Below are 26791 nucleotides of genomic sequence, written 5' to 3' on the forward strand. Positions count from 1 at the left end.
ACCGTGGCGGTGACTCCCGATGAACGCACCCGAGATCCCCGCCGCCCGCTTGCTCGGCGTGTTCACCCCTGGCACCCCGGAGTGGGAGCACGCCCGGTCGGGCCTGGTCATCACTGCGACCGACGCGGTCGCGGTCGCGGGGCTGTCGCCCTGGCGCTCACCGTTCTCTCTGTGGCACCGCAAAGCGGGCACCGTTCCGCGCGAGACCGCCGCGCCGACAGCGGCCATGAAGTGGGGCACCCGCCTGGAACCCGTGATCGCCGACGTGTTCGCGGAGGCGCACCCGGACCTCGTGGTCCAGGAGACGGGCACGTGGGCGCACCGTGGGCGGGAGTGGCAGCGTGCTACCCCGGACCGGATCGTCACCCCCGCCGGCGGGGGACCTGCGTCCCTGTTGGAGATCAAGACGAGCCGCCTGGGCGAGGGCTTCGGGGAACCGGGGACGGATGAGGTCCCGGCCCACTACAGGTGCCAAGTGCTCTGGCAGCTCGACACGTTGGGTCTTGGCTCGGCGACGCTGGCGGTCCTCGTCGCCGGGCAGGACTACCGGGAGTACGTCATTGCGTATGACGCGGCGGAGGCGGCGTTGCTCCGGGACCAGGCCGCGGAGTTCCTCGGGAGCGTCGCCGCCGGTGAGCCGCCGCCGCTCGACGGGCACGCGGCGACCTACCGGACCGTGCAGCGGCTCCCGGACGGGGTGGAGGACGTGGTGGCCGACATCGACCCCGGCATCGCCGAGTCGTACCGGGCCGCAGTTCTGGACGTCCAGAGGGCGGAGGAGCGGAAGGTGGCGCACGCTGCCGCGGTCCTGGCCGCCATGGGCACGGCCCGCCGTTGCGCGGCATCCGGCCGGACGGTCGCCACGCGCAGTGTTCGGCCGGACGGCACCACCCGCTCGCTCATCCCCAACCGCACCTATATGAAGGCAGAGGAAGCCGCATGACCTCCCTTGTCCGGACCATGCCCGGCCGTCGCTCGGGCGGTGCGGCCGCGCGGATGGCCGTCCGCGTGGCCCAGGTTCGTGCCGAGCAGCGCGCCAACAGTCTCCTGGAGCGCATCCGTGCGGCGGCCGGCGCCGACCAGCTCGCCCTGGTCCAGGCGCTCATTCTCAACCACGCCCAGGTGCAGGCCGAGTTCTCCGCGAACGACTTCCGCGACCAGCTCGCCGACCTGCCCCACGGGGTGCTCGGCGCAGCGGTGCGCGGCCTCGCCGCCTCCCGCTCGATCACCAACACCGGCCGGACCGTGCCGTCCACGTCGCCGGACACGCACGGGCACCGCATCGCCGTCTACCGCCTCCCCGTCGGGGCGGAGGAGACGCAGGCCGCCGCGTAAGCGCGCCCACCCGCGGGCCCGGACCACCGGGCCCGCGCAGTCATCGTCACCAGGGGAGGGAAAGATCATGTGGGCGAAGCTGGACGACGGGTTCCACTCGCATCCGAAGATCATCAAGGCGGGCAACGCTGCCGCCGGACTGCTGGCGCGGGTGATCTCGTATGCGGGACAGCACCTGACGGACGGCGTCGTGCCGGGCGCGGTCGTGCGGGAGTACGGGACCGCGCCGCAGATACGCAAGCTCGCCGCCGTCGGGCTGCTGCACGCCCCCGGGCATGAGTGCGCACGCTGCCCGCAGCCGGACGCCGGGGACTTCCTTGTCCACGACTTCCTCGCCTCCAACCCGTCCCGGGCCCGTGTCAACACCGACCGTGAACGTGCCGCCGGCCGCCAGCGGGACGCACGGGCCGCGCGGAACGCCGCCGATCCGGCCTCGAATCGCCGCCGTTCCGCACCGGGTCCGCGCCCGAACCGCCCCCGGAACGAGGACGATCCGGCCCTGCGTTTCCCGGACGAACCGCAGGTCAGGGCCGGTCGTCACGCCGCACGCCTCGCGGGCGCGCACGCTGACCCGACCCGGCCCGACCCGAGTTCTCTCCCTGACGGGAGAGAACCGTCCCCCCTCCACCCCCCGCAGCACACAGCACCGGCCACAACAGCGCCAACAGGAGCGGCGGGAGTGCCCGAGTTCGCCCGGACGCTGGCCGACATGCTCACTGCCGCCGGCTGTGTTGTCGGCTGGCGGACCGACAGCGGCGACCGTGACGCCCTCCGGCGGCACCTGGAGCGCATGCCCGCAGCACGGCTTGTCGACGCCGCCTGCCGTGCCTGGAACCCCAGCGACCCGCCGCGCACCATCCGCTACCTGATCAAGGTGTGGGATGCCCTGCCCGACATCCCGGCCGACGCCCCCGCCGCACCCGCGCCCGTGCGCGCCGCCGACCGCCAGCAGCAGACGAGCGACGACATGTTCGCCCGCGCCCTGGAACGCGCCCGCGCCCGCTCGGCCGCCGAGGAGGGCGCCGGCCACGACGCACAGAAAGCGCTGATCGCGTGACCCCCGAAGAGACCGTTGCCCTGACCCGCTACGTCCGCGCGATCTGCCCGCAGCAGCGATTCGACGAGTACACCCCCGACGCGTGGCACGACGTCCTCGCCCCCTACAGCCTGGCCGACGCCCGCGCCGCCGTCGTCGCCCTCGTGGACGGCGGCAAAGCGTTCGTCGCGGTCGGCGAGATCACCGCCAAGGTGCGCCAGATGCGCGCCGGCCGGTCCCGCCACATCCACGGCCCCGGCCAGTCCCCGGAGATCCCCGACGCCGACCCCGACGACGTCGCCGCCTACCTTGCCGCCGTCCGCGCCCAGCGCATCCGCGCCGCCGACCCCACCACCCGACGCCGCCCCCTGGCCGAACTCCTCGCCTCCACCGGCCGCCATGTCCCGAAGGAACCCCGCTGATGGCCACCACACGCAACCCGCCGTCCTCGCCCCATGCCCCACCCAGGCCACTAGCAGCCACAACGGGCCCTCTCGCAGCGCAGCGCACCCGCCGGGGATCTCCGGCCGGCCGACGCCCGCGAACGCCCCACACGGGGCCGCACGGCCGTTCGGCACCCCGGGTCCGCTTCCGCCCACCGACCACCTCGGAAAGCCACGTGCTCCCTATCCAGATCACGCCCCCGCCCTACGTCCCGCGAACCGAGGACTACCGCCTTCCCTGTACGGCGGCCCCCGACCTCTTCTTTCCGCCCGACGGGCAGGAGCAGTCGGACGAGCACGCCGACCGCGTCGAAGCGGCCAGACACCTCTGCTCCGGCTGCGTCATGCGCACCGAATGCGCCGCGTGGGCCCGCGACCACCTCGAACCGGGCATCTGGGGCGGCCGCACCGAGGACGAACACGGCTACCGCCCCACCACCCGACGGCTCACCGCCCGGCGGCCCACACCAACGGAGGGCGCGGCAGCATGATCCGGGACACCGCGGACACCATCACCGACGACCGCTTGGACGACCTTTACGAGCGGCTCGCCACCGCGGCCCACATTGTCGACACCCTCGTGTGCACTCCGCGTCGACAAGGAGAGATTGCCGCCGCCCTCCAGGCCCTGTGCGTCGGCGACATCACCCCCGAACACGCCATTGCCCAGGCCGCAGGCTGACCCGCTGCCATCGCCGACACGAAAGCGCACCATGACCAGCACAGACCGCCCCACGTGCACCATCTGCCACCGCGCCCTGTGGGCCGACGAGTGGCACCGGTACGCGTGCCGCCCCTGCGAACGGCGCATCACCGACCAACTCGACCAGCTCCCCGACCTCATCCGCGATCTCCACGGGTTGCTGACCCCGGGTTCCGGCCGCGCGCCCTACGGGCTCCGCGTCAGCGCCAGCACCGAGCCGCCGGCCCCGCTCCGCCTCGACGTCCTCGACCGCATCACCGCCGCCACGGCCGCCCTCGACAGCTGGCTCGCCGACTGGCACGACCGCCTCCAATGGTCGGCGCCCACCTACCGCTCCGACCCGCTCACCGAGGCCGCCACCGCCCTCCGCGCGAACGTGCCCTGGGCTGTCGAGCACCACCCCGCGGTCGATGATTTCGCGCGGGAGATCGGCGAGTTGCACAGCGACGCGACCGGACTCCTCGACCCCGCCACCCGTGCCCGGCGTATCGGGCACTGCCCCGCACCCTCGCCCGACGACGCCACCCAGGCGTGCGGCGCCGTCCTACGCTACGTCCCCGGCGCGGCCACCGTCACGTGCCGGTGGTGCCGGACCACCTGGGACGCCCTGGACCTGGGCGCAGCCCTGGCCCTGGCCGTCTGATCAGCAGGGGTCTTTGGGGTTTTCCCCGGACCGTGTCACACTCGATTGCAGCACCCCCCGTATGTCCGCATACTGGGGTGAACAGATCCGAAAGCCCCACCAGCCTCTCCCCCCTGGCCGGTGGGGCTTTCGTCGTACCTGGGCGGGAGGCAGACGCACGTGTCCCCAACTCCCTTTATCTGCGACACCGTCGCCGCCGCCCACTACGTCCACGTAACACCCGCCACCGTCCGCCAGTGGATACGCCGCGGACACGTCCAGCGCACCGGCTACGACCGCGCCGGCCGCGCGCTGGTCGACCTGCGCGAGGTTCGCGCCTATCTGGCCCAGCGGGGCGACAAGGCCGCGTGAGCACCACTTCGGAAGGGCGCGTCCCATGTCGCAACTCGCTCTGATCGACGCAGCCCCTGCGACCTGCGGTCCCGCGGGTCTTCCGGGTATCCAGCCGTTCTCGGTCCTGCGGTCCGACCTGGGCCCGTGGCGCGACCGCCGACGCGTCTGGGAGGAACTTGGGCTCCACAGCCGCCGCGGCCGCAAACACGTCACGACGTACAACACAGACGGCACGTTCGGACAGAAGCTTGCCGAGGTCAACGGGGGACTCTCCACCTTCGATCCCGTGCTCGCCGAAGCGTCCTACTCCTGGTACTGCCCCGAGGGCGGCCGAATCCTCGACCCGTTCGCCGGCGGCTCCGTGCGCGGTCTCGTCGCCGCCAATGGCGGCTACCGCTACACCGGGATTGACCTGTCCCCTTCGCAGATCGATGCGAATGAGGAGGCGGCCGCCGACTGGCGTGCACGGGACCTACTTGCCGCCGAACCGTCCTGGATTCTGGGTGACGCTGCCGAAGAGCTCCCCGAACTCCCCCCAGAGCGCGCAGACTACGTCTTTACCTGCCCGCCCTACTACGACCTGGAGCGGTATAGCGATCACCCGGCGGACCTGTCCGCGATGCGTTGGCAAGAGTTCGCCGAGGCGTACAGCGCGATCATCACGGAGTCCGTGCGCTGCCTCGCCAACCACCGGTTCGCCACATGGGTTGTGGGCGAGGTCCGCAACAGCACCGGAGTCCTCCGCGGGCTCGTCCCTCTCACCATCGCCGCTCACGAAGCGGCCGGCGCCCGCTTCTACAACGACGCCATCTTGGTCAACAGCCTTGGCAGCATGCCGTTGCGGCTCGGCGCCCAGTGGCGCGCATCGCGCAAGCACGGGCGGCACCATCAGTATGTGCTCACCTTCGTGAAGGGCGACCCGCGAAAGGCCGCGGCCGCGCTCACTCAGTCGTAGACCTACCGCCCCCGCCCACGCAGGGGCGAGCCGAACGGGGTCGCAAGCCCGTGCAGCCCCCTCTACTCCAACGGCTTCCGTGTGTGGTGTGAGGCAAGCACCCCGGCCCCAGTAGCTCACCCCGGCGGGGTGACCGAACCGGCCGGTGGAGAGGGTTCGAACCCCTCCACGCGGACCCCCTGACCGGCCCTACGCCGGCGGCGACGGAGGATTGACCACCCCGGCATCAGTGACCACGCCCCGGTGCCGGGGCGCCAGCACCCGGGCGGAGGTGGTCGGCGATGGCTTGGCAGAGCAGCAACCGCAAGGCGCGGCTACCGTCGACCTGGTCCACTATCCGGGCGCGTGTCCTGGCCCGTGATCCGGTATGCCGTCTCTGCGGCGTGCGTCGGTCGACGCAGGTCGACCACGTCCAGGCTATGACCGACGACCACCGGGACCGGGCTCTACAGGGCGTCTGCGGCCCCTGCCACGCTCAGAAGAGCTCGGCTGAGGGGGCCGCCGGCCGTGCCCTCCGGCCTGGCCGGCGCCGCCCCGACGACCCTCACCCTGGCCGACTCGATCACCCTCCGTAGTGATCTTGGGCGGCCCTGGTCGGCCGGCCCCTGGGGGGTGTCCCCCTCCCCGGGTTTCTCCCCGGGCGATGGGCAATGCACCTCTGGATCTGTACGGGTTTCAAAGCCGCGAATGCCCTCTCAACGGGATATCGGTCAAGCTCGGAGCGATGCGGAGTCCGAACGTCCACCGCCATGAGTTGGTCTGGCCCAAAATGGGTCTGTCCCGTGCCCCTCACTTCGTAATACTGTCCGCCCCGATCGCCGACAGAACGGAGGAGTTCCAAGGTTCGCCGCACTGTCCGAACCGCTCGTCATCAGAGGTGAAAGGCAAGGTGTAGCCGTGGCTCTTTCCCGCGTGCAGAGTGCCGCTCTTACGACAGGGGCGCTCCTGACACTCACCATGTCGGTGGGCACGATCTCGCAGGCATCCGCACAGGCATCCTCCTCAGCTTCCGTAACAGCAGCCCCACCTGACTGCCCGAAGCATTACTTCTGTGGGTACAAGTACGCGAACTTCAAGAAGCTGGCATTCAAGTTCCAGGACTGCGGCTACATGCAGGAGATACCGAACGGCCTGAACAGCGGCGGGTCCTGGTACAACAACCAGACCAAGGGTCTTATGGCGGCCATGTTCAACAAGAACAGAGACTGGATCTTCTCAACGGACCCGGCACCTTCCAATGACGCCCATGGTGACTGGGCTCCGGTGTGGTACGTCCAAGCCTGCTAAAACTGGCTTACGTTCCACAAAAGCTTGTGGCTGACGGGCTACGCATCTTGATCGTATTCCGTCAGCCTTTGCAGTCGAAGAGAGCAGCAGACCGTCAACCAGGTACGCGTGACGCCTCTCGCTCTGAACTCCAAAGTGATCGCCCGCAGGGAGGTGGCACATGGGTGCCCGTGGGCCCGTGCCGAAACGTACGTCGGAGCGTCGGCGGCGCAACAAGGACGGTGTCGGTCTGGTGCACGCAGCGTCAGTCCCTGGCATGGTCGACTGGCCGGAGCCGGAGGCAAGTTGGCATGCGATCGCCCGTGGCTGGTACCTCTCTCTGGCTGCCTCCGGGCAGTCGCAGTTCTACGAGCCGTCGGATGTGGCAACCGCTCGCTACGTCGCCGAGGCCATGTCCCGGAACCTGGACTCCGGCGCCCGGTTCTCCGCCCAGCTCTTCGCCGCAGTCAACAGCGCCATGACGGAACTGCTGACCACTGAGGGCGCCCGCCGCCGCGTGCGGATCGAGCTGGAGCGGAGCCCTGCCGAGGCGGAGACACCGGCGGGGGTGACCGCCATCGCGGACTACCGGGCGGCGCTCGGCTCCTGACTCGCGCGCGGACGGGGGTGACAACCTCTGTCCCCCTCCGCCCCGGTCACCGACGAGGACTCACCGCCCGACGTCATCGAACCGGTGGCCCTCGGTCCGACGTGGCGCCGTGGCCCCGACGGGCGGTTCGTCCTCCCGGAGTTCTCGTTGGGATGGCACGTCCTGTCGTGGACGGCCCAGTACCTCCAGCACTCGACCGACCGCCCCTGGCGCTACACCCCCGAGCAGGCCCGGTTCACGCTCTGGTACTTTGCGATCGACCCGGCCACCGGGCGGTTCCTGTACCGGGACGCGGTGTTCCAGCGGCTGAAGGGGCACGGCAAAGACCCGCTCGGCGCGACGTATGCCGCGGTCGAGTTCGTGGGCCCGTGCCGTCCTTCGGGACGGGTCGCGGGCCCCGGCGATCCGTCGGGCGTGCCGGAGGGCCAGCCGCTCGGCCGGCCGCACCCTGACGCCTGGGTCCAACTCGCCGCCGTCACGCAGAGCCAGACGCGGAACACGATGGTGATCTTCCCCGGGCTCTTCAGCCCGAGGGCCGTTGACGAGTACGGCATCGATCTGGGCAAGGAGATCATCTACGCCCGTAAGGGGCGTGCCCGGATCGAGGCGGTCACCTCCTCGCCGCGCGCTCTGGAGGGCGCACGGGCGACCTGGAGCCTGATCAACGAACCGCATCACTGGCTGTCGTCCAACGGTGGTCACGCGATGGCCGCCGTCATCGAGCGCAACGCCACCAAGTCCGCGGACGGCAGTGCCCGGACGCTGGCGATCACCAACGCCTATGAACCGGGCGAGGACAGTGTTGCCGAGCGGACCCGGGAGGCGTGGGAGGCCGCGCAGGCCGGCCGCGCCGTCGACACCGGACTCCTCTACGACTCCCTCGAAGCACCGCCCCACGCGAAGCTGAACGCCGCGTGGGCGCCCGCGGTCATCCGGGCCGTGCGCGGGGATGCGACCTGGCTGGACATTGACCGCATCGTCGCCTCGATCCTCGACGTCCGGAATCCCGCGTCACGCTCCCGACGGTTCTGGTACAACCAGATCACCGCGTCCGAGGACGCGTGGATGGCCCCCTACGAATGGGACGCCTGCGCCCGCCCTGACCTGGCCCTGTCCGACGGGGAAGAGATCGTTCTCTTTCTCGACGGTTCCAAATCCGACGACGCCACGGGGCTCGTGGCCTGCCGTATGTCCGACGGGCACGTGACCACACTGGGTGTGTGGCAGCGGCCCCCGCAGGCCGACGTGTGGAACGTCCCGCGCGAGGAAGTCGACGGCGTCGTGGACAACGCGTTCGCCCGTTTCCGGGTGCTGGCGTTCTTCGCCGACCCCGGCACCGGCCAGGACCAGGCCGACGGCGCCCGCTACTGGGACCGCTTCATCGACGCCTGGGCGGAACGTTACGGCGCCCGCCTCCTGGTCCACGCGACGACGACCGGCACCCGCCGTCACGCCGTCGAATGGGACATGGGCGACCGCCGCCGCCAGGAGGAATTCACCGCCGCCGTGGAACGCGCCCGGGTGGACATCCTGGAGCGCCAGTTGACGCACGACGGGCACAAGATCATGCGCACGCACGTCGCCAACGCCCGCCGCCGCACGAACGCGTGGGGCATCACGATCGGCAAGGAACACCGCGAGTCGTCCCGGAAAGTCGACCTCGCCGTCTGCATGGTCGGCGCCCGGATGCTGCGCCGCCTGGTCATCAACAGCAGTAAGTACGGATCGCGCCCCCGGGCGCGCGGCAAGGGACGCGTGATCGTCCTCGGATGAGCTGAGGAGAACACGTTGACCGCCCCTGCCCTGCCCACCCTGGCCCTCTCGGAGGAGGAAGCCGGCGCGCTGGCCCTGCTGTCCGGGACCGCGGCCGAGGACATGTGGCGTCTGCGGACGCTGGATGACTACTACGCCGGGCTGTCCCGCATGGCGAACCTCGGGATCGCGGTCCCGCCGCAGCTCCAGGCCGTCCGGACGGTCACGGGCTGGCCGCGCATCGTCGTGGACGCCCTGGACGAGCGGCTTGACGTCGACGGCCTCCGGTGCCCGGATGACCCCGTGGCCGAACAGGCCCTGTCCCACATCTGGACGGCCAACGACCTCGGGAACGAGTCGCAGTTGGCGCATCATGACGCGCTGGTCTACGGCCGGTCGTATCTGGCGGTCGGCGTCGACGAGTACGGCGACCCGTTGCTGTCGGTGGAGTCGCCGCAGCACATGAGCGTGGACTACGACGCCAGGACGCGCACGATCCGTGCCGCGCTGCGTCTGATCACCGCCGGGTCGATGCGCTCCGCCACGCTCTACCTCCCCGACCAGACCGTCTACCTGGAAGGCTCCGGGACGGGCTGGACGGTGACCGACCGGCACCCCCACGACCTCGGCGTGGTGCCGGTGGTGCGGCTGGCCAACCGCGAGCGGATCGCCGACCGGCGCGGGTCCTCGGAGATCACCGAGGAGGTGCGCGCCCTCACCGACGCCGCGTGCCGGACACTCCTCGGCCAAGAGGTCGCGCGGGAGTTCTTCGCCGCGCCGCAGCGGTACATCCTCGGCGCCTCGGAGTCCAGCTTTCAGGGCCCCGACGGCGCCCAGCGGAGCGCGTGGGAGACCTACATCGGCCGCTACCTCGCGCTGGAGCGCGACGAGGACGGCGCGGTGCCCGAGGTCGGGCAGTTCCCCGCCTACGATCCGGCCGTCTACGACCGGATCGTGAACACCTACGCCCGCCTCGTCGCCGGCGTGACCGCGCTGCCTGCCCACATGCTCGGCTACACCACCGACAACCCCGCCTCCGCCGAGGCGATCCGCAGCGCGGAAGCCCGGCTGATCAAGAAAGCCGAGCGGAGACAAAGATCGTTTTCCGGCCCGTGGTCGCGCGCCATGCGCCTCGCCCTGACGCTCACGGGCGCCACCGGCACGGTGCCGGTGGTCGATGTCCAGTGGCGGGACGCCTCCACCCCGACGGTGGCCGCCCAGGCCGACGCCACCACGAAACTGGTGTCCGCCGGGGTGCTGCCCGCGGACTCGGAGGTGACGTTGGAGCGGGCCGGTATCGACCGTGCCCAGCGCGAACGCATCGCCGCCGAACGCCTCCGCACCGCAGGCCGTGACGTCCTCGACAACCTCGCCACCACCTTCGACGCGGCCCCGGAGGGCGCCGGCCTCCGGGATGCGGCATGACGTCCCTGCGGGCGCTGGCCCTGGTCCACCGGCGCCGCCAGGCCGCGCTGCTCCGGGTCATGAACGTCGAGTTCGAGTCCGGGTGGCGCCGGTACGAAGCGGCCCCCGCCGGACCAGAGACCGAACAGGCGTGGACGGCCGTCGTCGCCCGCCTGGTCCGTAAGTACGGGACGGCGTCGGCGACGCTGGCCGCGGACTACTACGACCAGGCCCGCCGCACCGCCGGCCACCACACTCCGTTCACCGTCCCGGTGGCCGAGCCCCCGCCCCTGGAGCAGATCACAGCCTCCCGCCGCTGGTCGGCCAACCAGGCCCACAAGGCCGCCGACCGCGCCGCAGCCAAAGTCCTCGCCGACGGCGGGACCGAGGCCGCAGCCCAACAGGCCCGCGACAACCCAGCACTTCGGCGTCAGGCCCGGGACCGGGAAGCCGCCTCCGCCCAGCGTCTCGCCGCTCTTCCCGGCCGCCGCACCATCGAATCCGCTACCCGCCACGACCCGTCCGCCCTCGGGTGGGCACGCGTCACTGAGGGACCGTGTTGCTCGTTCTGCGCCGTGCTGATCATCCGCGGGCCGGTGTACGCAGAACAGAAGAGCGCGGAGACCAAGGACGGCGGAGATCCGTACCACGATCGGTGCGACTGCACCGCAGAGGCCGTCTTCCGGGGCCAGAAATGGGCACCGATGCCCGAGGCCGCCGAGTGGGAAGCGCTCTACAACGAAGCCACCAAAGGCACTTACGGTGACGACACGTTGAGGGTGTTCCGGAGCGCTTTCGATGCGCGTTACCGCAGCGGTGACCGCGTGTCGAACTCCTCGCAGTTGGGCGTGTAGTGCTGACCCCGTGGAGGCTCTCAACCCCTTGCCTTGGGCTTGTCGTCACAAATCGTAACGCCGCATGAATTCAGCCATGTGTTCGATGAGTGCTTACGCTCACCCCTAGCCCCCTTTAGGGTTCTGTGCCTGGACCATCAACTTCCCTCTGTGGAAACGATGTTAAGGAGGCTTGAGTATGCAGCGTGCAAGACGAGTTGGGTCCACGCTCGGCGTCTTAGGTGTGGCTGGACTTCTGAGTGCCAGCATGCTGGCCACGCCCGCGAGTGCCGACCCCCACAAGGGAAACGAGCCGAAGCAACAGATCAAATCCATCAGGCCACAGGCAACCCCTGGTTCGGACCGTCCCGCCCTAAAGCCAGGGAACAGCAAGCGGGCAGGCATGGCCGTCGCCGACTGCCCCACACCTGCCGAGGGCAGTTCAGTGGCGTGTTTGGAGTTGACGCAACCGCGCGCTCTGACCGCTCCCAAGGGGAACAGTCCGCGCTCCGCGCAGGACATCGTCCCGATTCCCGACTGGTGTCTAGATGCCGCCGACGGGACCCCGCGCGCCATACGGACCGAGGTCTGCCAGCTCAGCGGCGGCACCTACTCGACGTGGAAGACAGTCAACGGGAAAAAGACGCTCACCGGTGAAGCCAACCTGAACGAGATCAATTACAGCTACTCGGACACCAGTATCGAATCGTGGGTGCACCAGATCGAGGTCTCCGCCTACAAAGGCTGGGGAGACGCGCTCAAGGCCAAGGTGTCCGGGAAGGCCACAAGCAACGGCGCCTGCACCACGGGAAATTCCGACTTCCCTGAGAAGCCGATCACGATCGGTTCATGGGCTCAGGGTGACTCACTGTTCACCACAACCGCCAAAGCGCCGGGCGCGGTCGGAAACTGCACCACGACGTGGAACCTAACCTTCACCAACGGTGCGTACAACCCGACCGTCATCACGTTCAGCATGGACGACATCCGCTGTGACAACGCGACCCTCGGGAGCACCAAGGTCGGGTGCGTCGTGGCGTGGTACCCCTCGGCCGTGCAGTACAGCAAGAGCCGAAACCCCGCACTCGCGTCCCACGTCGAGCGTGCCCAGGCATCCGGCCTCCCGGGAGGGAGCTTCGCAGCACCGCTGCGGCGTACGACAAACGAGGCAATCGCCAACGACAACCGGAACAAGGCATGCGGAGACGCCCCGAGCACGCCGGGCAAGACCTGCGATGAATACCCCCTCGCCAGCACGTACCAGGGGCTTAGCTCAGGCGGGGAACGCCGTACCTTCGAAGGCTGCGCGTTCGACCTTCCTCAGCAGACCGGCCCAGTCGGCGTGAGCGTATGCATGATCGATGAGCGCGACAACAATGCCCAGGGCGGCCTGCAATCCCAGTTCTACAAGCGCGAGCGCGTCCTTGACCATGACCCCTTCCGCGTCGAGGTCGTTTCCTGACAGTCTCTACTGAAGGCAGGGCGGGCACCTGTGCGCTCGCCCTGGATACCTGGTCCAGGAGGCGCCGTGACTATCCAGTGGGTGAGTATCCGTGTTGATGACGGTTCTTTTGTGATCACCGATGACGGAGAGATCGCTGCTGAAACCCTCGACTTCGGCACTGGATTGGTCGGGACGATGGACGTCGGGGCGATGGTCTCCACCGGCATCCACACCGGACAGGTAAAGGTGTGCGCAGCGACCACTGCGGGCCCCCCTCAGACCGGCGACTTCTGCGACTGGGACGACGTCGTGGAAGCCAGCGTCTACGCCCCTCACGGCGACCTCCGCGTCTCCACCCTCTACTTCGGCCCCGTGGTCGAGCTGCCCGCACTGAGCCACGAGGGACCAGGCTGGTACCGCCTCCGAGTGTGCGCGCGAGGCCGCGATACAGCCCCCTCCAACACCGTGCAAAGCAACGACGCCGAACGATACTCACTCGTCTGCTGGCCCGCTCCCCGGGCCACACCGCTGATCATTCGTGCCACTGACCGCACCGGACAAGGATTGCGAGCGGGCGCAGTCCACGAGATCGATGCGCCGGACCCCCCCGTACCCAACACTCCAGACCCGCAAGCGGAGCTTCGGAGACAGAACATCCTTAAAGCGATGCGGAAGCCGGATTAACCCGACGCGGAAGCACGTGCAGAAGGTATTTCCTTAGAGTCCCACGCCAGCGTCAGCCCAGCCCCGCCATCACCTTGGGCGGGGCTTTCGCATGCCCGGAGAGCCAAAAACCATTGATCCGTCCTGACCCCACATCCGCACAGAACAACACCGAGCCGCAGGGTGAAGACGCCTGCCCCTGGGACGATCCGGCCGCCGCCCGCGCGGAGATCGAACGACTCGCCGCCGAGCTGGCCAGCCACGCCGCGCGCGTCGCCGAGCTGGAGCCCGCCGCCGCCGAGCTGCACCAGCTCCAGGAAGCGGGCAAGACCGAGGCCCAACGGCTCACCGAACGCGCGGAGACCGCCGAGCGGCAGGCCGAGCAGACCCGCGCCGAACTGGTCCGCGCCCAGGTCGCGCACTCGCACGGACTCACCGAACGGCAGGCCGCCCGTCTCGTCGGCACCACCCGGGAAGAGCTGGAAGCCGACGCCGACGAACTCCTTGCCGACATCGCCCCCGCTGCCGGGCACCGCCTAATGCAGCCCGACCCCACACAGGGCTCATCCGGCCGGCACACCGCCGCCGACCCCGCCGCCATGTTCGCCGGACTTCTCCAGAACTCCCTGCACCGCTAAGGAACTCGCACCATCGCTACCGTCACCCCGATACAGACCCGCGGCGTCCCCTCGACACTGCTCCCGCCGGAGATCACCGCCCCGATCTTCGACCAGGCCGTGGAGTCCTCGGCGGTCATGCAGCTCGCGCGCCGGGTTCCGCTCTCCCTGACCGCCGGGGCCGCCATCCCTGTCTCCGGGGATGTGCCGCTGGCCGACTGGGTCGATGAGGCGGGCACCAAGCCCCTCGGTTCCAGCAACCTCAGCGTGCGGACGATGCGCGGCAAGAAGGTCGCCGTCCTGGTCCCAGTCTCAGCTGAGGTCGCTATGACGAACCCGGCCGGCCTCTTCACGCAGCTCCAGCGTGACCTTCCCACCGCCCTCGGCCGCGCTTTCGACTACGCCGCGATCCACGGCAAGACCATGACCGGCGGGAAGGGCCCGTTCGAGGACTACCTGACCGCCACCCCCAACTCCATGGCGCTCGGCACGACCGCGCAGTCCAAGGGCGGCCTTTACGCCGATGTGGTCACCGGCCTGAAGTCCGTTGCCGAGTCGGGCTATGACACCACGGGATTCGCGGCCGACCCGCTCCTGAAGCCGGAACTGCTGTTGTCCACGGACACCACCGGACGACCGATCTTTGTACCCGATCCAGCTGGGCAGGGCACCGTCTCCCGTGGCTCCCTGATCGGCTACCCGATCGCCTACAGCAGGGGCATCGGCGGCAAGTTGAACCGGCAGTCGACCACCACCGACACCGGCCTGCGTGCCGTCGCCGGTGACTTCGACCAGGCCGTCTACGGCGTCGGCATGGACATCACCATCAAGACCACCGACGTCGGTACTTACGTCGACTCGGACGGCCACATCCACTCGGCGTTCCAGGAAAACCTGGTCTTGATGCTGTGCGAAGCGCACTACGGGTTCGCGATCGGCGACAAGCACGCGTTCGTGACCTACACCGCCCCCACCACCCCGCCTGCCCCGAAGAGCTAGCCCAGCCCGCAGGTCCCGCCGAACTCGACAGTCCGAGAGGCGGTGACCGGCCGTGCCTCTCGTAGCGCCACAAGCACTCGCCGACTTCCTTGGCCAGGATGTCCAGGAAGAGCGTGCGGCGCTGATCATCGCCCAGGCCGAATCCCTGTGCCGGGCCGTGGTGAGTCCGCTCCCCGAGGGCGCCGGCGCCGTCGTGCTGTCCGTGGCCGCCCGCGCCTACGCCAACCCCCAAGGGATTGTGGCGGAGACGGTCGGGCCGTACAGCGTGCAGCGCCCGCAGTCGCAGGCCGGGTTGTACATGACCCGCGACGAACGCCGGTCGTTGAAGTTGATGGCAGGGCGCGGCGGTGCGTTCTCCGTCGACCCCACACCGAAGGGCGCGGGGGCACCTCCCGCGCGTCCGCCGTCGTGGGATCTGCCGTGGTGGTACGGACAATGACCGTCTCCCCGATCCCCATGTTCGGCGAGACGGTCACCGTCCTGCGCCCTGGCCCGCCCGTGCGGGACGTCTACGGCAACGACACCGGCGGCCCCGACACGGAGCACCCGGTGCACGGGTGCACGGTCGCCCCAGGCAGCTCCGGCGCCGGAGCAGGGCCCGGCGGGGAAATCCTGGGCGGCCAGGACACCGTCACCGTACATCTGGTGATCTACGCCCCGCCGACCACCGACGTCCGCCCCACCGACCGCCTCCGCGTCCGCGGCCTGGCTTACACCGTCCACGGCCCCGTGGAGCTCTACCGGTCCCCGCTCACCGGTACCACCGCCGGCGTGCAGATCACCGCCCGCCGCGTCACCGGCTGACCCGCCCCGCACCACACGAAAGGGGGTGCGACGCCGATGCCACCCAAGGTCAAGGTCCGGCGGTCGGGCCTGCGGCAACTCCTCAACTCACCCATGGTCACGGCCTATCTGCTCCAGACGGCCGACCGGATCCAGGCCGTTGCCGAGGCCACCGCCCCGACTAGCGTCGGGCAGTACCGCTCCTCATTCTCGACCGGCACGCGCCGTCGCATGGGTGCGGCCCACGACCGCACCGGCGCGGTGGTGACCAACAGTTCGCCGCACGCGCGGTTCGTGGAGTACGGCGGGCAAAACACCCCTGCCCGCCACACCCTCATGCGGGCGGCTACCAGCGTCCGCGTCCCATGACATGGCCGGACGCCGAAGCGGCGCTTGTCGCCTGGCTCACGCCGCGGCTCGGGGTACGGGTGTGCACCGATGCCCCGGCTGATCTGGACGCGTCCCTGCCGCTGGTACGGCTGCGCCGGATCGGCGGTACGGACGACGGGTTCCGCCTCGACCTCGCGGTGGTGGACATCGACGTGTTCGCGGGCACCCGCGCCTCCGCCGCTGGGCTGGCCTCCTTCATTCGGGAGGCGGTGTTGTCCGCACTTCCCGGGTCGGCCGACCCCGGGGTGGTCTTCACCGCCACGTCGACGGTGGCCGCGCCGGCATGGCGCCCATGGGAGAACCCGGCCGTGACCCGCATTGGCGCGACGTACGCCGTCCACCTCCACACCGCTCCCTGAACTCCCCCTGAACTCAACGGGTCCGCACGCCCGCTCCGTGCGCGGCCTTCCCACGAGGAGACATTCCCTTTTGATACAGATCACCCGTGCCGCCGACCTGGCCATGGTCGGCGCGAACGGCGGTGGCTGGGTCGCCCCGCTCGGCACCCCCGGCCCCACAGCTCTGGGCACACCTCCCTCCCCCTGGACCGGGCTCGGCGCGATCTCCGACGACGGCCTGAAGTACGGCATTGACGAGGACCACAAGGAGTTCACGCCCTGGGGCGTGACCTCCGCGTTCCGCACCCAGATCACGAAGAGCGTGCGAACCTTCGGCCTGACGATGTGGGAAACGAACTCCCCGATCGTCAAGAGTCTGATGTTCCGCCTGCCGGTGGCCGACCTGGCACCGGGCAGCGACGGATTGTCGAAGTTCGCCGAATCGGCCAGTCCGTCACCGGACCGGCGCTCGTGGTTCTTCCTCGTCGCCGACGGCGACAGCATGGAAGGGTTCTACGTGCCCTCCGGTGAGATCACCAACCGTTCCGATGTCGCCTATAAGTCGGAGGACATGGCGGGTTACGACATCAAGGTGACCGCCTACCCGGATGCCGCGAACAACACCGTCTATCACCTCTTCACCACAAAGGCACCGGTGATCCCGCCCGTGCCTCCGGCCCCGAAGAGCTGACCACCGCCCGCTCCACCCCGCCGATCTCTTCCCCGCACGCTGGGAACGACCCGTAAGGACACCCCGCCCCATGACCTCCACCACCGTCTCCCCGTCCCCCGCCGACCGCCCGACCGCCGGGCAGGAGACCGACGCGACCACTGACTACGTGACGGTGGAGCTGGCCGGGTACCCGGTCCGAGCGCTGCCCTCGCAGCGCTGGCGCGCCTCGACCCTGCGCGCCCTGAACTCCGGTGATCTCGACGCGTTCGCGGAAGGTGTTCTTCACCCGGACGACGTGGATGCCTGGTACGACGGTGATCCGACTCAGGACGAGATCGGCGCGTGGGTCGCGCAGGTCGCCGAGGCCGGTGGGGAGACGCTGGGAAAGTCCAGTGGACCGCGCGGGTCCTCGAAGAGCACGCGGAAGCGGTAGAAGCGGACTTCCGCCGTTACTACCCCGGTACGGATCTCCTGGACCTGTACCGGGACCGTCTCACCTGGCGCCAAGTCCGCGTGCTGATAGAGCATTTGCCGCCCGAGTCGGCGACGATGACGGCGCTGCGCAACGCGGCGCCACCGGCGGACCTGGACGCCCAGGCGGAGGGCGCCGACCCGTCCCGAGGCCGATGGTCACAGACTGACCTCCTGTTGGCGCAGGCCATCGACGCCGTCAACCGCCTCTCTCACTACTACGCCCTGGTGAACACCAGCGGCGGCAAGAAGCCCGCCCCGCCGGCGCCCGTGCCGCGTCCCGGCGTCCCCCGCACGCCCGACCGCCCGCGCATCACCCCCGCGGCGGCGGAGACCCTGTTCCAGATCATCAACGGCACCCCCGCACCACCCCCGTAACGCTCGCCGCCTGCGGCGGCCACTCCGTATGTAAGGAGGGCCGCTGTGGCGATCGTCCTGGGGTCCGTAGAAGTACAGGTGATCCCCAACGTCCAGGGGATCACCGAGCGCCTGAAGACCGCGCTTGCCCAGCCCGCCACGACCGCCGGGCAGGAAGCCGGCCGGATCGCGGGGCGTGCGTTCACGCAGGCCATGACCGCCGGTGTCGGCGGCGGCGCGCAGATCGGTACCACCCTGGGCCGGGATATCGCCGCCGCCCTCGCCCCGGCCATCCGCAACGCCATCCCCGACGCCGTCCGCCAGGGCGGCACCCGGGCCCGCCAGTCCGCCACCCGCGAGGGTGACCAGGCCGGCGGCGCGTTCGCCCGGTCGTTGAAGACCCGCCTGGAGGCGGTGTTCCGGACGCTGCCGAAACTCCAGGTCGGTGCGGACACCGATGAGGCCGACGCCGACCTCCAGGCCCTCCGGGTCCGCATGGAGGCCCTGGCGGGCAAGACCATCGGCGTCGACATCGACGCGGCGGCCGCCCGGGCCGAGGCCGAGTCCCTCGAAGCGGAGCTGACCCGGCTCGGTGCCGCGCACCCGGACGTCACGGTCCGGGCGGACACCGCCGCTGCCCGCGCGCACCTCGCGGCCGTTCGCGAGGACATCGACCGCATCACCGCCCGCCCCGGCGTCATCCGCCTGGAGACCGACGGGTCGTTCGGCGGTCGGCTGCGGGCGCAGGTCCAGGCCGCGCAAGCGGCGCTGCCCGAGATCAACATCAGCGCGGACACCACCCCCGCCCGCGCCGAACTCACCTCCCTCCGCGCCCAGCTCACCACCCTTGCCACGGCCCGGATCGGCATCGATGTCGACACCGGGGCGGCTCTCGCGCAGATCGACGCCGTACAGGCCCGGCTGGCCGTCCTGGCCGCCTCGGACGCGGACATCGACGTCCGGGTGGATGCCGCGCAGGCATCCGCCGCCCTGGCCGCCGTCCGCGCGCAGGCCGACGCCCTCGACGGCAAGCGCATCGACTTCGACTTCACCCCGGCACTCCTGGGGACACTGGGTCTGACGCTGGCCCTGGCCGGTCTTGCCGCCATCCCGAGTGCGGAGATCGTGGCGGGGCAGGTCGCCGGACTCGCCGCCGCCACGGTCGTCGCCGCCTCCGGGTTCGCGGTCCTGGGCGCCGTCGCCGTCCCCGCGATCATCGGCATCGCCCAGGCACTCCAGGCCAGGAAAGCGGCTGAGGACGCCGCCTCGTCGGCGACCGACAACGGGGCCCGCGCCGCGGTCGCGGCCACCCAGCGCGCCGCCCAGCAGGAAGGCGCCGTTCGCGCGCTGGCCGCCGCCCAGCGCAACGGGGCCGAGCAGATCGCCGCCGCACAACGGCAGGTCGCCCAGGCCGAGGACGGCGTCACCCGCGCCGAAACCCAGCTTGCCCGCGCCCAGGACGACGAACGCCGCGCACAGCAGGCCCTGACCCAGGCCCGCGCGGACGCCGTCCGGCAGCTGGAGGACCTCAACAACCAGCTCACCGACTCCGCCCTGTCCGAGCGGGCAGCGGCACTGCGCCTGACGCAGGCGAAACAGGATCTTGCGAAGGTCCGCGTCGACCCGTCCGCAAGCCAGTTGGAGCGGGATCAGGCCCAGCTCACTTACGACCAGGCCGTCCAGGGCCTCAAAGAACAGTCCCTCGCGCACCGCCGCTTGGAGGCCGACACCCGCCGGGCGAACGCGGCCGGCGTCGACGGCGCGGACGGGGTACGCCGCGCCCAGGACGGTGTTGCCCAGGCACATGAGCGCGTCGCCGACCAGGCCCGCGCTGTCGCCGACGCACAGACCCGCGTGGCCGACGCCGTCCGGGGCGTCGCCAGGGCCCGGCGGGCTGCGGCCGACGCGATCGCCAACGCCGAGCGGCAGGTGGCGGCCGCGCACATGCAGACGGCCGGCGCGACGTCGGCGGCCGACACCGCCGCGCGGAAATACCGGCAGGCCCTCGACGCCCTGTCGCCCTCCGCCCGAGCCACCTTCGAGGCGTTCGTTGCCCTGAAGTCGGCGTTCACGGACTGGTCCGCCTCGCTTCAGCCGGAGGTGATGCCGCTTTTCACGCGCGGCCTCGACGGCGCGCGGGCATCCCTGCCGAGTTTCACGCCGCTGGTGCACTCCGCCGCGGCCGGTGTCCGGGACCTGATGGACGCCACCTCGGCCGACTTCAAGACTCCTTTCTGGGACCGGTTCCGCGACGACCTGACCCAGGCCATCGGCCCCGCAATCCGCAATACGGGTACGGCACTTGGGTACTTCTTCAAGGGCTTCGCGGGCATGCTGGACGCCGCCCTTCCCCACACGGAGGCGTTCACTCAGCGTCTGGTCGACCAGGCGAAACGGTTCTCCGAATGGGGCGACCGCCTCCGGGATTCACCGGGGTTCGCCGCGTTCCTGGTGCGCATCCGGGAGAACGGTCCGGTTGTCGGGGGCATCCTCCAAAGCCTCGGAACCGCCACCGGCAATCTCCTTACGGCGCTTCAGCCGATGTCGGGGATCACCCTTCTGTTCGTCGGCGATCTCGCCAGCCTGGTCGCCCTGGTCCCGCCGGGCATTCTGGAGGCCCTCGGCGTCGCGCTGATCTCGATCAGTCTCGCCCTCAAGGCGGTTGCGGTCGCCGAGTGGCTGGTCAACGCGGCCACGAGCGCGATGGCGCTGCTGTTCCAGGCGACGCCGATCGGCTGGACGGCGGACGTCATCCTGCTGATCGTCGGCGCGCTGATCGCCCTGGGCATCGCCGTCGTCTATGTCTGGCGGCGTTTCGGGTGGTTCCGCGACGGCGTGACCGCGTGCTGGGACGCGATCAAGGCGGCCTGCCTTGTCGCGTGGCTGACGGTCATCAAACCGGTATTCGACTGGATCGCCGATCTCATCATGGGCCGGGTAGCGCCGGCGTTCCTCTGGCTCTGGGACTCCGCGCTATCCCCCTTTTTTGCCTGGATATCGGTTCAACTTTCAACCACATGGAATGGGTATGTAAAGCCCGCGTTCTCCTGGCTCGCAGACTTCATCATGACGCGGGTCGTCCCGGCCGTCATGTGGCTGTGGCAGAACGCCTTTGTCCCCGCGTTCCAGATGATCGGTCTGGTCGTCTCGGCGATCTGGACCGGAGTTCTTCAGCCGGTCTTCTCCGCCCTGTGGTCGGTCATCGCGAACACCCTGGCCCCGGTCGTCCGGGACTTCGCTACGGGCGTCGTCTGGCCGATGTTCCAGTTCATCGGCCAAGTCATCAAAACCGTCTGGCTCGACGTGATCTGGCCGACGCTACAGGTCTTCTGGTCCTTCATCCGGAACATCCTGTGGCCGGTCATCGTCCTGCTCTACGAAGCCGTGGTGAAGCCCACGTTCGCCCTGATCGGTGCGGCCATCGCCGTCGCCTGGGCCTACGTGATCAAACCGGCCGTGGACGCGTTCGCCCTTTTCCTGACGAGCGTTCTCGGCCCCGCCGTCTCGTGGCTGTACTACAGCATCGTCAAACCGATCTGGCGCGCCATCGGCGACGCCATTTCGTGGGGCTGGGAAAACGCCATCCGCCCCGCCTTCGACGCACTGAAGGACGGCCTGGACAACATCTCCTGGGCTTTCGCGCATGCAAAGGACGGCATCGCGATCGCCTGGAAGAAAATCGAGGACGCCACACGCGACCCGGTCAACTTCGTCATCGGGACCGTGTGGAACGAAGGCGTCCTGGACATCTGGAACACGCTAACGGGCTGGATTCCCGGAATCGGCGACAAGCTGAAGATGGAAAAGCTGCCGCTGCTTGCGTCCGGCGGCCCGCTCCCGGTCCGGCCCGGGGTATTCAACAAGCCGACGGCGATCGTCGGCGAGGGCAACCCCCGCTATCCCGAGTACGTCATCCCGACCGACCCGAAATACCGGTCGCGGTCACTCGGGCTTCTCCAGGCCGCCGGTACGCAGATGCTCGCCACGGGCGGCGTCCTCGGCTCCGCCCTCGACTGGGGCAAGAACGCCGCGGGCAAGGCGTGGGACTGGACCAGCGACAAGGCCACCAAAGCATGGCGCGGCGTGAAGGGCGCCGCGGACATGCTGGCCCACCCCGGGACCGCCATGGACGCACTGTTGAAACCGGTGTTCGGCGACCTGGGTCGCCTGGACGCGGCCAAGTGGTCGCAGATGATCGGCGAGGTATTCCGGACACCCGTAACCGGGCTGAAAGACACGGTCGTTGACTTCGTGTCCGGGTTCTTCTCCGCCGGGGGAAGCCCCCAGATGGGCGGTGACACCGGCGGCAGCGGGGTCACCCGCTGGACACCGCAAGTCCTCCAGGCACTGAGCATGCTGGGCCAGCCGGCGTCATGGCTCGACACCGTCCTCCGTCGCATGAACGTCGAATCCGGCGGCAACCCGAACATCGTCAACGACTGGGATATCAACGCCCAGGACGGCACCCCGAGCGTAGGTCTGATGCAGGTCATCGGGCCGACTTTTGACGCCTACGCCGGCCCCTTCCGCAACACGGGGCCGTTCCTTTACGGCACTTCCGTCAACCCGCTGGCGAACATCTATGCCGGCCTGAACTACGCAATCCACCGCTACGGTTCGCTGTCCGCCCTGGACCGGCCGGGCGGATACGACTCCGGCGGTTACCTGCCCCCGGGCCTCTCCCTCGTCTACAACGGTCTCGGCAGGCCGGAGCCCGTATTCACCCCCGCCCAGTGGGACATGATCGCCGACTCCAAGGGCATCAACTCCGCCCCCGCAGGCGGCAGCACACCGGGGAATGCGCCGGTGATTCACCTTCACGCCGTTCCCGGCGTCCCGACCGAGCAGCAGATCGTATCCGCGCTGAGATTCGCGGATGCCCTGTACGCCTGACCATCTGGCGCACGCACCAACCACCCGAACGTGAAGGGGGGTTGGTGCGTGCTCTTACTGGCTGCGCTGAATTCTCCGTCGGCCGTCGTCTCCACCGGCATCCTGCCCGGACCGGAGCACGCGGAAGCCGACGCCCCGCCGAGGGTCACCCTCACCGCCGGCGGCAATGAGTTCCTGCTGACAGCGGACCTGTCCCATCAGGGGGCGTGTATCGCGATCCTCCCCGGGCCCACGGGCCTGGACGCACCGCCGGTGCAGACCACGGTCACGGAGTACGCGGGGATGGACGGCGGGCGGCTGGTGAAGGTGCGGGCCGCGTCCCGCCGGATCAACCTGCCGCTGCTGCTGTGGGCGCCGACCCGCCCGGAGCTGCTGGCGCTCAAGCGCACGTTCGTCGCCGCCCTCGTCGCCGAGCGGGAGCCGTGCGTGCTGCGTGTGGCAGAGGCCGACGGCACCGCCCGCAGTATCCGCGTCCACTACACCGGCGGCATGGAAGGGGACGAGGGCACCGACGGCGCAGGTCTCGCCTTCACCCGGTACGGGCTCCAGCTCATTGCCCCCGACCCGTACTGGTACGGGGCGGAGCGGTCCGAGACGTTCCGCGTCCACGGGGCACCGGCATTCCTGTCCCACCCCGCCGGGTCCTGGACGCCCATGCTGTCCGACACCATGAACAACCCCGCCGCTTGGACGTCCCCCGGCACGCCTGGCGTGGTGCTGAGTGATCAGCGGGCCACCGATGGCCAGTACACCCGCCTTCCGGCTGACACCCGCGCCGAGGCGACGACTGCGGTCCCCTACGACGGCGTGAGCCTGTACCGGCTCACCGCCCGGGTGCGCCGCAGCGGCACGGCGGCAGTCGACATGCAGACATCTGTCTCGGTCGGCCTCTCGGGCGTGGCCGCCGACGGCACCCCGGCCCCCGGAGGAGTCCGGTTCGTCGCCGCGGCCCGGCGCCCGCTCGCCGACGCCGAGGGGTGGGTGGAGGTCACCGGCTACGCCCAGGGCCGGGACCGCGTCGGCGGACCCCCGGCGGACAACACCGATCACCCCAGGGAGGCCGCCCCCGGGACCATGCCCGCGGGAACCGCCACCGTGCGCCCGGTCATCCAGGCCGACGGCACCCCCCTGGATGTCGACCACCTGACCCTGTCCCGCCTCGACCCCGCAGGAACCGGCGCCGAGCCGCGAACCTCCCCGTTCCTGCCGCTGAGGATCGCCCCGAGCGTGATCGGCGACGAGGGCATACCGGTGACGGTCACCAGTGACGTGGACGCATGGCCGGTATGGCGGATCACCGGCCCCCTCGGCCGGCAGGACACCGGCCAGCCCGTCGTCCCGCTCCACCTGGCCAACCGCACCACCGGCCGGTCCCTGACCCTGTCCTACGGCATCCCCGCCGGCCGGACGGTCGTGATCGACACCCGCCCCGGCGTCAAGGCCGTCTACCTGGAGAACCCCGACGGCACCCGCGGCGAGAACCTGTGGCCCCGCCTCGTCGGCCCGGCCGCACTCTGGCAGCTCACCCCGGGCGAGAACCGGATCTCCCTCACCGCCACCGGGGCCTCCGAGGAATCCGCGGTCACCCTCACCTACCAGCCACGACACCTCGGAGCCTGACCCGTGCGGCGCTACCGCGTCGACGTCCGCGACGCCGCCTTGCGCCGCATAGGACAGATCGACACCTACACCTCCCTGGACGTCATCGTCCGCCACCTCGACACCGGGACTTGGACGCTCGCCCTGCCCGCCGACCATCCCCACGCCCGCCTGTTCACTACCGGCGGGGCGGGGGTGATGATCTGGACCGACGACGCTCCGGCCCCCCTTCTCACCGGCCCCGTGACCGGCATCCGGCATGAGTGGTCGCAGTCGGCCGGAGCGGGAACTGTCACCTTCTCCGGCGTCTGCGACAACACCCTGCTGGGCGCCCGTCTCGCGTTCCCCGATCCCACCCGCACCCCCGACTCCGGCAACGGCCGCTACAACACCGACTACTGGACGGCCACCGGACCGGCCGGCGACATCATCACCGCGCTCGTGGCCGCCAACGCGGGCGAAACCGCGCTACCAGGCCGCCGCGTCCCGGGCCTGGACACCGGCCCCCGCACCGGACTCGGCGCCGCGACCAAGACCCAACTGCGCTTCGACACCATTCTGTCCGCGGTGCAGACCCTCGCGTCCACCTCTGGCCTGTCCGCTCGGATCACCCAGCCCGACCCGACCACACCCCGGCTCGCCCTCCAGGTCGTCACCACCCGCGACCTGCGCGGGGCCGTCCGCTTCTCCGCCGAGCTGGGCAACCTGAGCTCCTACTCCTACCAGCTCACCGCACCGCGCACGACACGTGCCGTTGTCGCCGCCCAGGGCCAGGGGAAAGACCGCTTCTTCTGGCAGTGGACCACCCCCGAGGCCGAGGCCGAATGGTCCCGGACCACGGAGACGTTCGTGGACCAGCGCGACACCGCCATCCCCGGGCGCCTGGACGAGACCGACCCCCAGTTCAAAGCGCTCCGCACGTCGGCCACCAACGCGCTCCAGCAGGGCGGGGCCCAGGCCGAACTGTCCCTCTCGCCGGTCGACACCGAACAGTGCCAGTACGGCCGCGACTACCACGTGGGCGACATCGTCACCGTCACCACCACCGCCGGCGCGGACCTCACCTACCCCGTGCGGGAAGTCCACCTGACCGACACCGCGGACGACAGCACCGTACAGGCCACCGTCGGCACCGAGGCCGCCACCCAGACACCCGCCCTGTACGCCCAGGTACGGCGCCTGTGGCAGGCCGTTCACCAGCTCAACACCCGCTACTGACCACGAGAGGAGGCCAGTTGGCCGAATACTTCTTCCCCTTCGACAGCGGCGCCGGTACCACCGTCACGAGTGAGCAGTGGTCCCAGATGGCGTCGATGTGGCAGACCGACGGAATCCGGGCCCCGCGGACCAGCGACCCGGCCGACCCCCTCGCCGCCGCCTCAACCGGCCAGGACATGACCGTCACCATCGCCCCTGGTCACGCCACCGTCCAGGGGTTCCACTACTACTCGGACGCGAACCGCAACGTCGTGATCGCCGCGAACACGGGCACTCAGCCGCGCGTCGACCGGATCACCATCCGCCTCACCCGCACGGGGCAGCGCATCAGCATCGCCTACCTCCAGGGCACCCCGGCCGCCCAGCCCCAGCCCCCCGCCCTCTCCCAGGGGCAGGGCGGCATATTCGACGTGCCGCTCTGCCGAGTGGCCGTCGCACCGCAGGCCGGCGCGGTCGCCCCCCGGGACATCACCGATGAACGCGTCTACGCCCTCACCCCGCGGGTGTACGCGAACACCGTTGCCCGGACCTCGTCGGTGGAGCGACCGGTGCCGGGTGCACTCGCGTACCTCCAGGGCGAAGGCCGCATGGAGATCTACGGCGCGGGCGCCTGGACGCCCCTTTCCCCCGGCCCGTGGCAACCGCTGCCCCTTCCCGGCGATGTCGTCGCGCACGGTGGCAATCCCCGCTGGCGCCTGGTCAACGGCACCATCGAACTCAGCGGCAGTGTGGAGCGGAAGGACGGCAAAGACTTCAACGTGGCGCCGTCCTGGCGGCTGGCCGTCCTCCCGCCCGAGGCCCGGCCCCGCTACCTCCGCAGTTTCGTCTGCGCGACCTCGCTCAACTTCGACAAGGGGTCGTCCACGAGGGTGGACGTGATCTCGCGCAGTGACCAAACGGCCGGCGGTGAACTCCAGGCCGACATTCAGTCGCCGGTGAAGTGGATCTACTTGGACACCATCAGGTTCGCCCTCGACGCCTGACCCCGCCCCTCCCCACCCCGCACCGCCCTCGGTGCGGGGTCTTTCCATGC

The 26791-nt window shown here is 70.1% G+C and carries 29 protein-coding genes; all 29 read left to right on the top strand.

Going from position 1 to position 26791, the window contains the following annotated elements:
* Positions 1-19: 19 nt before the first annotated feature.
* The gene (locus ACH427_RS19010; protein WP_398870651.1) at positions 20-943 is read left to right on the top strand and encodes a YqaJ viral recombinase family protein; all 924 of its coding nucleotides are present in this window, start codon (positions 20-22) and stop codon (positions 941-943) included.
* On the top strand, positions 940-1335 hold the full coding sequence (locus tag ACH427_RS19015; protein ID WP_398870652.1) for a hypothetical protein: 396 nt from the start codon (positions 940-942) through the stop codon (positions 1333-1335). The genes ACH427_RS19010 and ACH427_RS19015 overlap by 4 nt, the downstream gene beginning before the upstream one ends.
* Positions 1336-1402: 67 nt before the next feature.
* Positions 1403-2392 carry a mucin-2 gene (locus tag ACH427_RS19020; protein WP_398870653.1) on the top strand — a complete coding sequence of 330 codons (990 nt, stop codon included), beginning with the start codon at positions 1403-1405 and terminating at the stop codon, positions 2390-2392.
* Entirely contained in the window at positions 2389-2793 is a 405-nt protein-coding gene (locus ACH427_RS19025) for a hypothetical protein (RefSeq protein WP_398870654.1), read from the top strand. The genes ACH427_RS19020 and ACH427_RS19025 overlap by 4 nt, the downstream gene beginning before the upstream one ends.
* Positions 2794-2990: 197 nt before the next feature.
* Positions 2991-3305, top strand: coding sequence for a WhiB family transcriptional regulator (locus ACH427_RS19030; RefSeq protein ID WP_398870655.1), 315 nt, complete (start codon positions 2991-2993; stop codon positions 3303-3305).
* Positions 3302-3496, top strand: a complete 195-nt coding sequence (locus tag ACH427_RS19035; RefSeq protein ID WP_398870656.1) for a hypothetical protein — start codon at positions 3302-3304, stop codon at positions 3494-3496. Before ACH427_RS19030 ends, ACH427_RS19035 begins: the two co-directional genes overlap by 4 nt.
* Positions 3497-3527: 31 nt before the next feature.
* Positions 3528-4160 carry a hypothetical protein gene (locus ACH427_RS19040; RefSeq protein ID WP_398870657.1) on the top strand — a complete coding sequence of 211 codons (633 nt, stop codon included), beginning with the start codon at positions 3528-3530 and terminating at the stop codon, positions 4158-4160.
* A 159-nt stretch (positions 4161-4319) separates the two neighbouring features.
* Entirely contained in the window at positions 4320-4511 is a 192-nt protein-coding gene (locus tag ACH427_RS19045) for a hypothetical protein (protein WP_398870658.1), read from the top strand.
* 25 nt (positions 4512-4536) lie between these two features.
* Entirely contained in the window at positions 4537-5448 is a 912-nt protein-coding gene (locus ACH427_RS19050) for a class I SAM-dependent methyltransferase (protein WP_398870659.1), read from the top strand.
* Between the two features lie 897 nt (positions 5449-6345).
* Entirely contained in the window at positions 6346-6735 is a 390-nt protein-coding gene (locus ACH427_RS19055; RefSeq protein WP_398870660.1) for a hypothetical protein, read from the top strand.
* 256 nt (positions 6736-6991) lie between these two features.
* Positions 6992-7324 (top strand): hypothetical protein, encoded by a 333-nt coding sequence (locus tag ACH427_RS19060; RefSeq protein ID WP_398870661.1) that lies wholly within the window; start codon positions 6992-6994, stop codon positions 7322-7324.
* A 147-nt stretch (positions 7325-7471) separates the two neighbouring features.
* Positions 7472-9097: a terminase gene (locus ACH427_RS19065; RefSeq protein WP_398870662.1), complete on the top strand. Its 1626-nt coding sequence runs from the start codon at positions 7472-7474 to the stop codon at positions 9095-9097.
* A 15-nt stretch (positions 9098-9112) separates the two neighbouring features.
* Positions 9113-10501 carry a phage portal protein gene (locus tag ACH427_RS19070; RefSeq protein WP_398870663.1) on the top strand — a complete coding sequence of 463 codons (1389 nt, stop codon included), beginning with the start codon at positions 9113-9115 and terminating at the stop codon, positions 10499-10501.
* Positions 10498-11334 (top strand): hypothetical protein, encoded by an 837-nt coding sequence (locus tag ACH427_RS19075; RefSeq protein WP_398870664.1) that lies wholly within the window; start codon positions 10498-10500, stop codon positions 11332-11334. Before ACH427_RS19070 ends, ACH427_RS19075 begins: the two co-directional genes overlap by 4 nt.
* Before the next feature lie 382 nt (positions 11335-11716).
* Entirely contained in the window at positions 11717-12775 is a 1059-nt protein-coding gene (locus ACH427_RS19080; RefSeq protein WP_398870665.1) for a hypothetical protein, read from the top strand.
* A gap of 66 nt (positions 12776-12841) precedes the next feature.
* Complete coding sequence (locus tag ACH427_RS19085; protein ID WP_398870666.1) at positions 12842-13441, top strand: hypothetical protein; 600 nt, start codon at positions 12842-12844, stop codon at positions 13439-13441.
* Positions 13442-13554: 113 nt separating this feature from the next.
* Positions 13555-14058 carry a hypothetical protein gene (locus ACH427_RS19090; protein ID WP_398870667.1) on the top strand — a complete coding sequence of 168 codons (504 nt, stop codon included), beginning with the start codon at positions 13555-13557 and terminating at the stop codon, positions 14056-14058.
* 57 nt (positions 14059-14115) lie between these two features.
* Entirely contained in the window at positions 14116-15036 is a 921-nt protein-coding gene (locus ACH427_RS19095) for a phage major capsid protein (RefSeq protein WP_398870706.1), read from the top strand.
* A gap of 52 nt (positions 15037-15088) precedes the next feature.
* Positions 15089-15475 (top strand): hypothetical protein, encoded by a 387-nt coding sequence (locus ACH427_RS19100; RefSeq protein WP_398870668.1) that lies wholly within the window; start codon positions 15089-15091, stop codon positions 15473-15475.
* On the top strand, positions 15472-15840 hold the full coding sequence (locus tag ACH427_RS19105; protein ID WP_398870669.1) for a hypothetical protein: 369 nt from the start codon (positions 15472-15474) through the stop codon (positions 15838-15840). Before ACH427_RS19100 ends, ACH427_RS19105 begins: the two co-directional genes overlap by 4 nt.
* 36 nt (positions 15841-15876) lie before the next feature.
* Positions 15877-16188 carry an HK97 gp10 family phage protein gene (locus tag ACH427_RS19110; protein ID WP_398870670.1) on the top strand — a complete coding sequence of 104 codons (312 nt, stop codon included), beginning with the start codon at positions 15877-15879 and terminating at the stop codon, positions 16186-16188.
* Complete coding sequence (locus tag ACH427_RS19115) at positions 16185-16568, top strand: hypothetical protein (protein WP_398870671.1); 384 nt, start codon at positions 16185-16187, stop codon at positions 16566-16568. Before ACH427_RS19110 ends, ACH427_RS19115 begins: the two co-directional genes overlap by 4 nt.
* A gap of 70 nt (positions 16569-16638) precedes the next feature.
* Positions 16639-17238 (top strand): phage tail protein, encoded by a 600-nt coding sequence (locus ACH427_RS19120; protein ID WP_398870672.1) that lies wholly within the window; start codon positions 16639-16641, stop codon positions 17236-17238.
* Between the two features lie 70 nt (positions 17239-17308).
* Positions 17309-17653, top strand: a complete 345-nt coding sequence (locus ACH427_RS19125) for a hypothetical protein (RefSeq protein ID WP_398870673.1) — start codon at positions 17309-17311, stop codon at positions 17651-17653.
* Positions 17654-17733: 80 nt separating this feature from the next.
* Entirely contained in the window at positions 17734-18069 is a 336-nt protein-coding gene (locus tag ACH427_RS19130; protein ID WP_398870674.1) for a hypothetical protein, read from the top strand.
* A 45-nt stretch (positions 18070-18114) separates the two neighbouring features.
* Positions 18115-22941, top strand: coding sequence for a transglycosylase SLT domain-containing protein (locus ACH427_RS19135; RefSeq protein ID WP_398870675.1), 4827 nt, complete (start codon positions 18115-18117; stop codon positions 22939-22941).
* Between the two features lie 48 nt (positions 22942-22989).
* Entirely contained in the window at positions 22990-24561 is a 1572-nt protein-coding gene (locus tag ACH427_RS19140; protein WP_398870676.1) for a hypothetical protein, read from the top strand.
* Positions 24562-24564: 3 nt separating this feature from the next.
* Positions 24565-25758, top strand: coding sequence for a siphovirus ReqiPepy6 Gp37-like family protein (locus tag ACH427_RS19145; RefSeq protein ID WP_398870677.1), 1194 nt, complete (start codon positions 24565-24567; stop codon positions 25756-25758).
* Between the two features lie 17 nt (positions 25759-25775).
* On the top strand, positions 25776-26741 hold the full coding sequence (locus ACH427_RS19150; protein ID WP_398870678.1) for a hypothetical protein: 966 nt from the start codon (positions 25776-25778) through the stop codon (positions 26739-26741).
* The last annotated feature ends 50 nt before the right edge of the window (positions 26742-26791 follow it).

It is taken from the genome of Streptomyces sp. NPDC020379 (assembly GCF_044387105.1).
GTDB lineage: Bacteria > Actinomycetota > Actinomycetes > Streptomycetales > Streptomycetaceae > Streptomyces.

Bases quoted from the DNA above. Each gene is read 5' to 3' on its own strand.
- ACH427_RS19010 (WP_398870651.1), top strand. From the start codon at position 20: ATGAACGCACCCGAGATCCCCGCCGCCCGCTTGCTCGGCGTGTTCACC.
- ACH427_RS19015 (WP_398870652.1), top strand. From the start codon at position 940: ATGACCTCCCTTGTCCGGACCATGCCCGGCCGTCGCTCGGGCGGTGCG.
- ACH427_RS19020 (WP_398870653.1), top strand. From the start codon at position 1,403: ATGTGGGCGAAGCTGGACGACGGGTTCCACTCGCATCCGAAGATCATC.
- ACH427_RS19035 (WP_398870656.1), top strand. From the start codon at position 3,302: ATGATCCGGGACACCGCGGACACCATCACCGACGACCGCTTGGACGAC.
- ACH427_RS19040 (WP_398870657.1), top strand. From the start codon at position 3,528: ATGACCAGCACAGACCGCCCCACGTGCACCATCTGCCACCGCGCCCTG.
- ACH427_RS19050 (WP_398870659.1), top strand. From the start codon at position 4,537: ATGTCGCAACTCGCTCTGATCGACGCAGCCCCTGCGACCTGCGGTCCC.
- ACH427_RS19060 (WP_398870661.1), top strand. From the start codon at position 6,992: ATGGTCGACTGGCCGGAGCCGGAGGCAAGTTGGCATGCGATCGCCCGT.
- ACH427_RS19075 (WP_398870664.1), top strand. From the start codon at position 10,498: ATGACGTCCCTGCGGGCGCTGGCCCTGGTCCACCGGCGCCGCCAGGCC.
- ACH427_RS19080 (WP_398870665.1), top strand. From the start codon at position 11,717: ATGGCCGTCGCCGACTGCCCCACACCTGCCGAGGGCAGTTCAGTGGCG.
- ACH427_RS19105 (WP_398870669.1), top strand. From the start codon at position 15,472: ATGACCGTCTCCCCGATCCCCATGTTCGGCGAGACGGTCACCGTCCTG.
- ACH427_RS19110 (WP_398870670.1), top strand. From the start codon at position 15,877: ATGCCACCCAAGGTCAAGGTCCGGCGGTCGGGCCTGCGGCAACTCCTC.
- ACH427_RS19115 (WP_398870671.1), top strand. From the start codon at position 16,185: ATGACATGGCCGGACGCCGAAGCGGCGCTTGTCGCCTGGCTCACGCCG.
- ACH427_RS19125 (WP_398870673.1), top strand. From the start codon at position 17,309: ATGACCTCCACCACCGTCTCCCCGTCCCCCGCCGACCGCCCGACCGCC.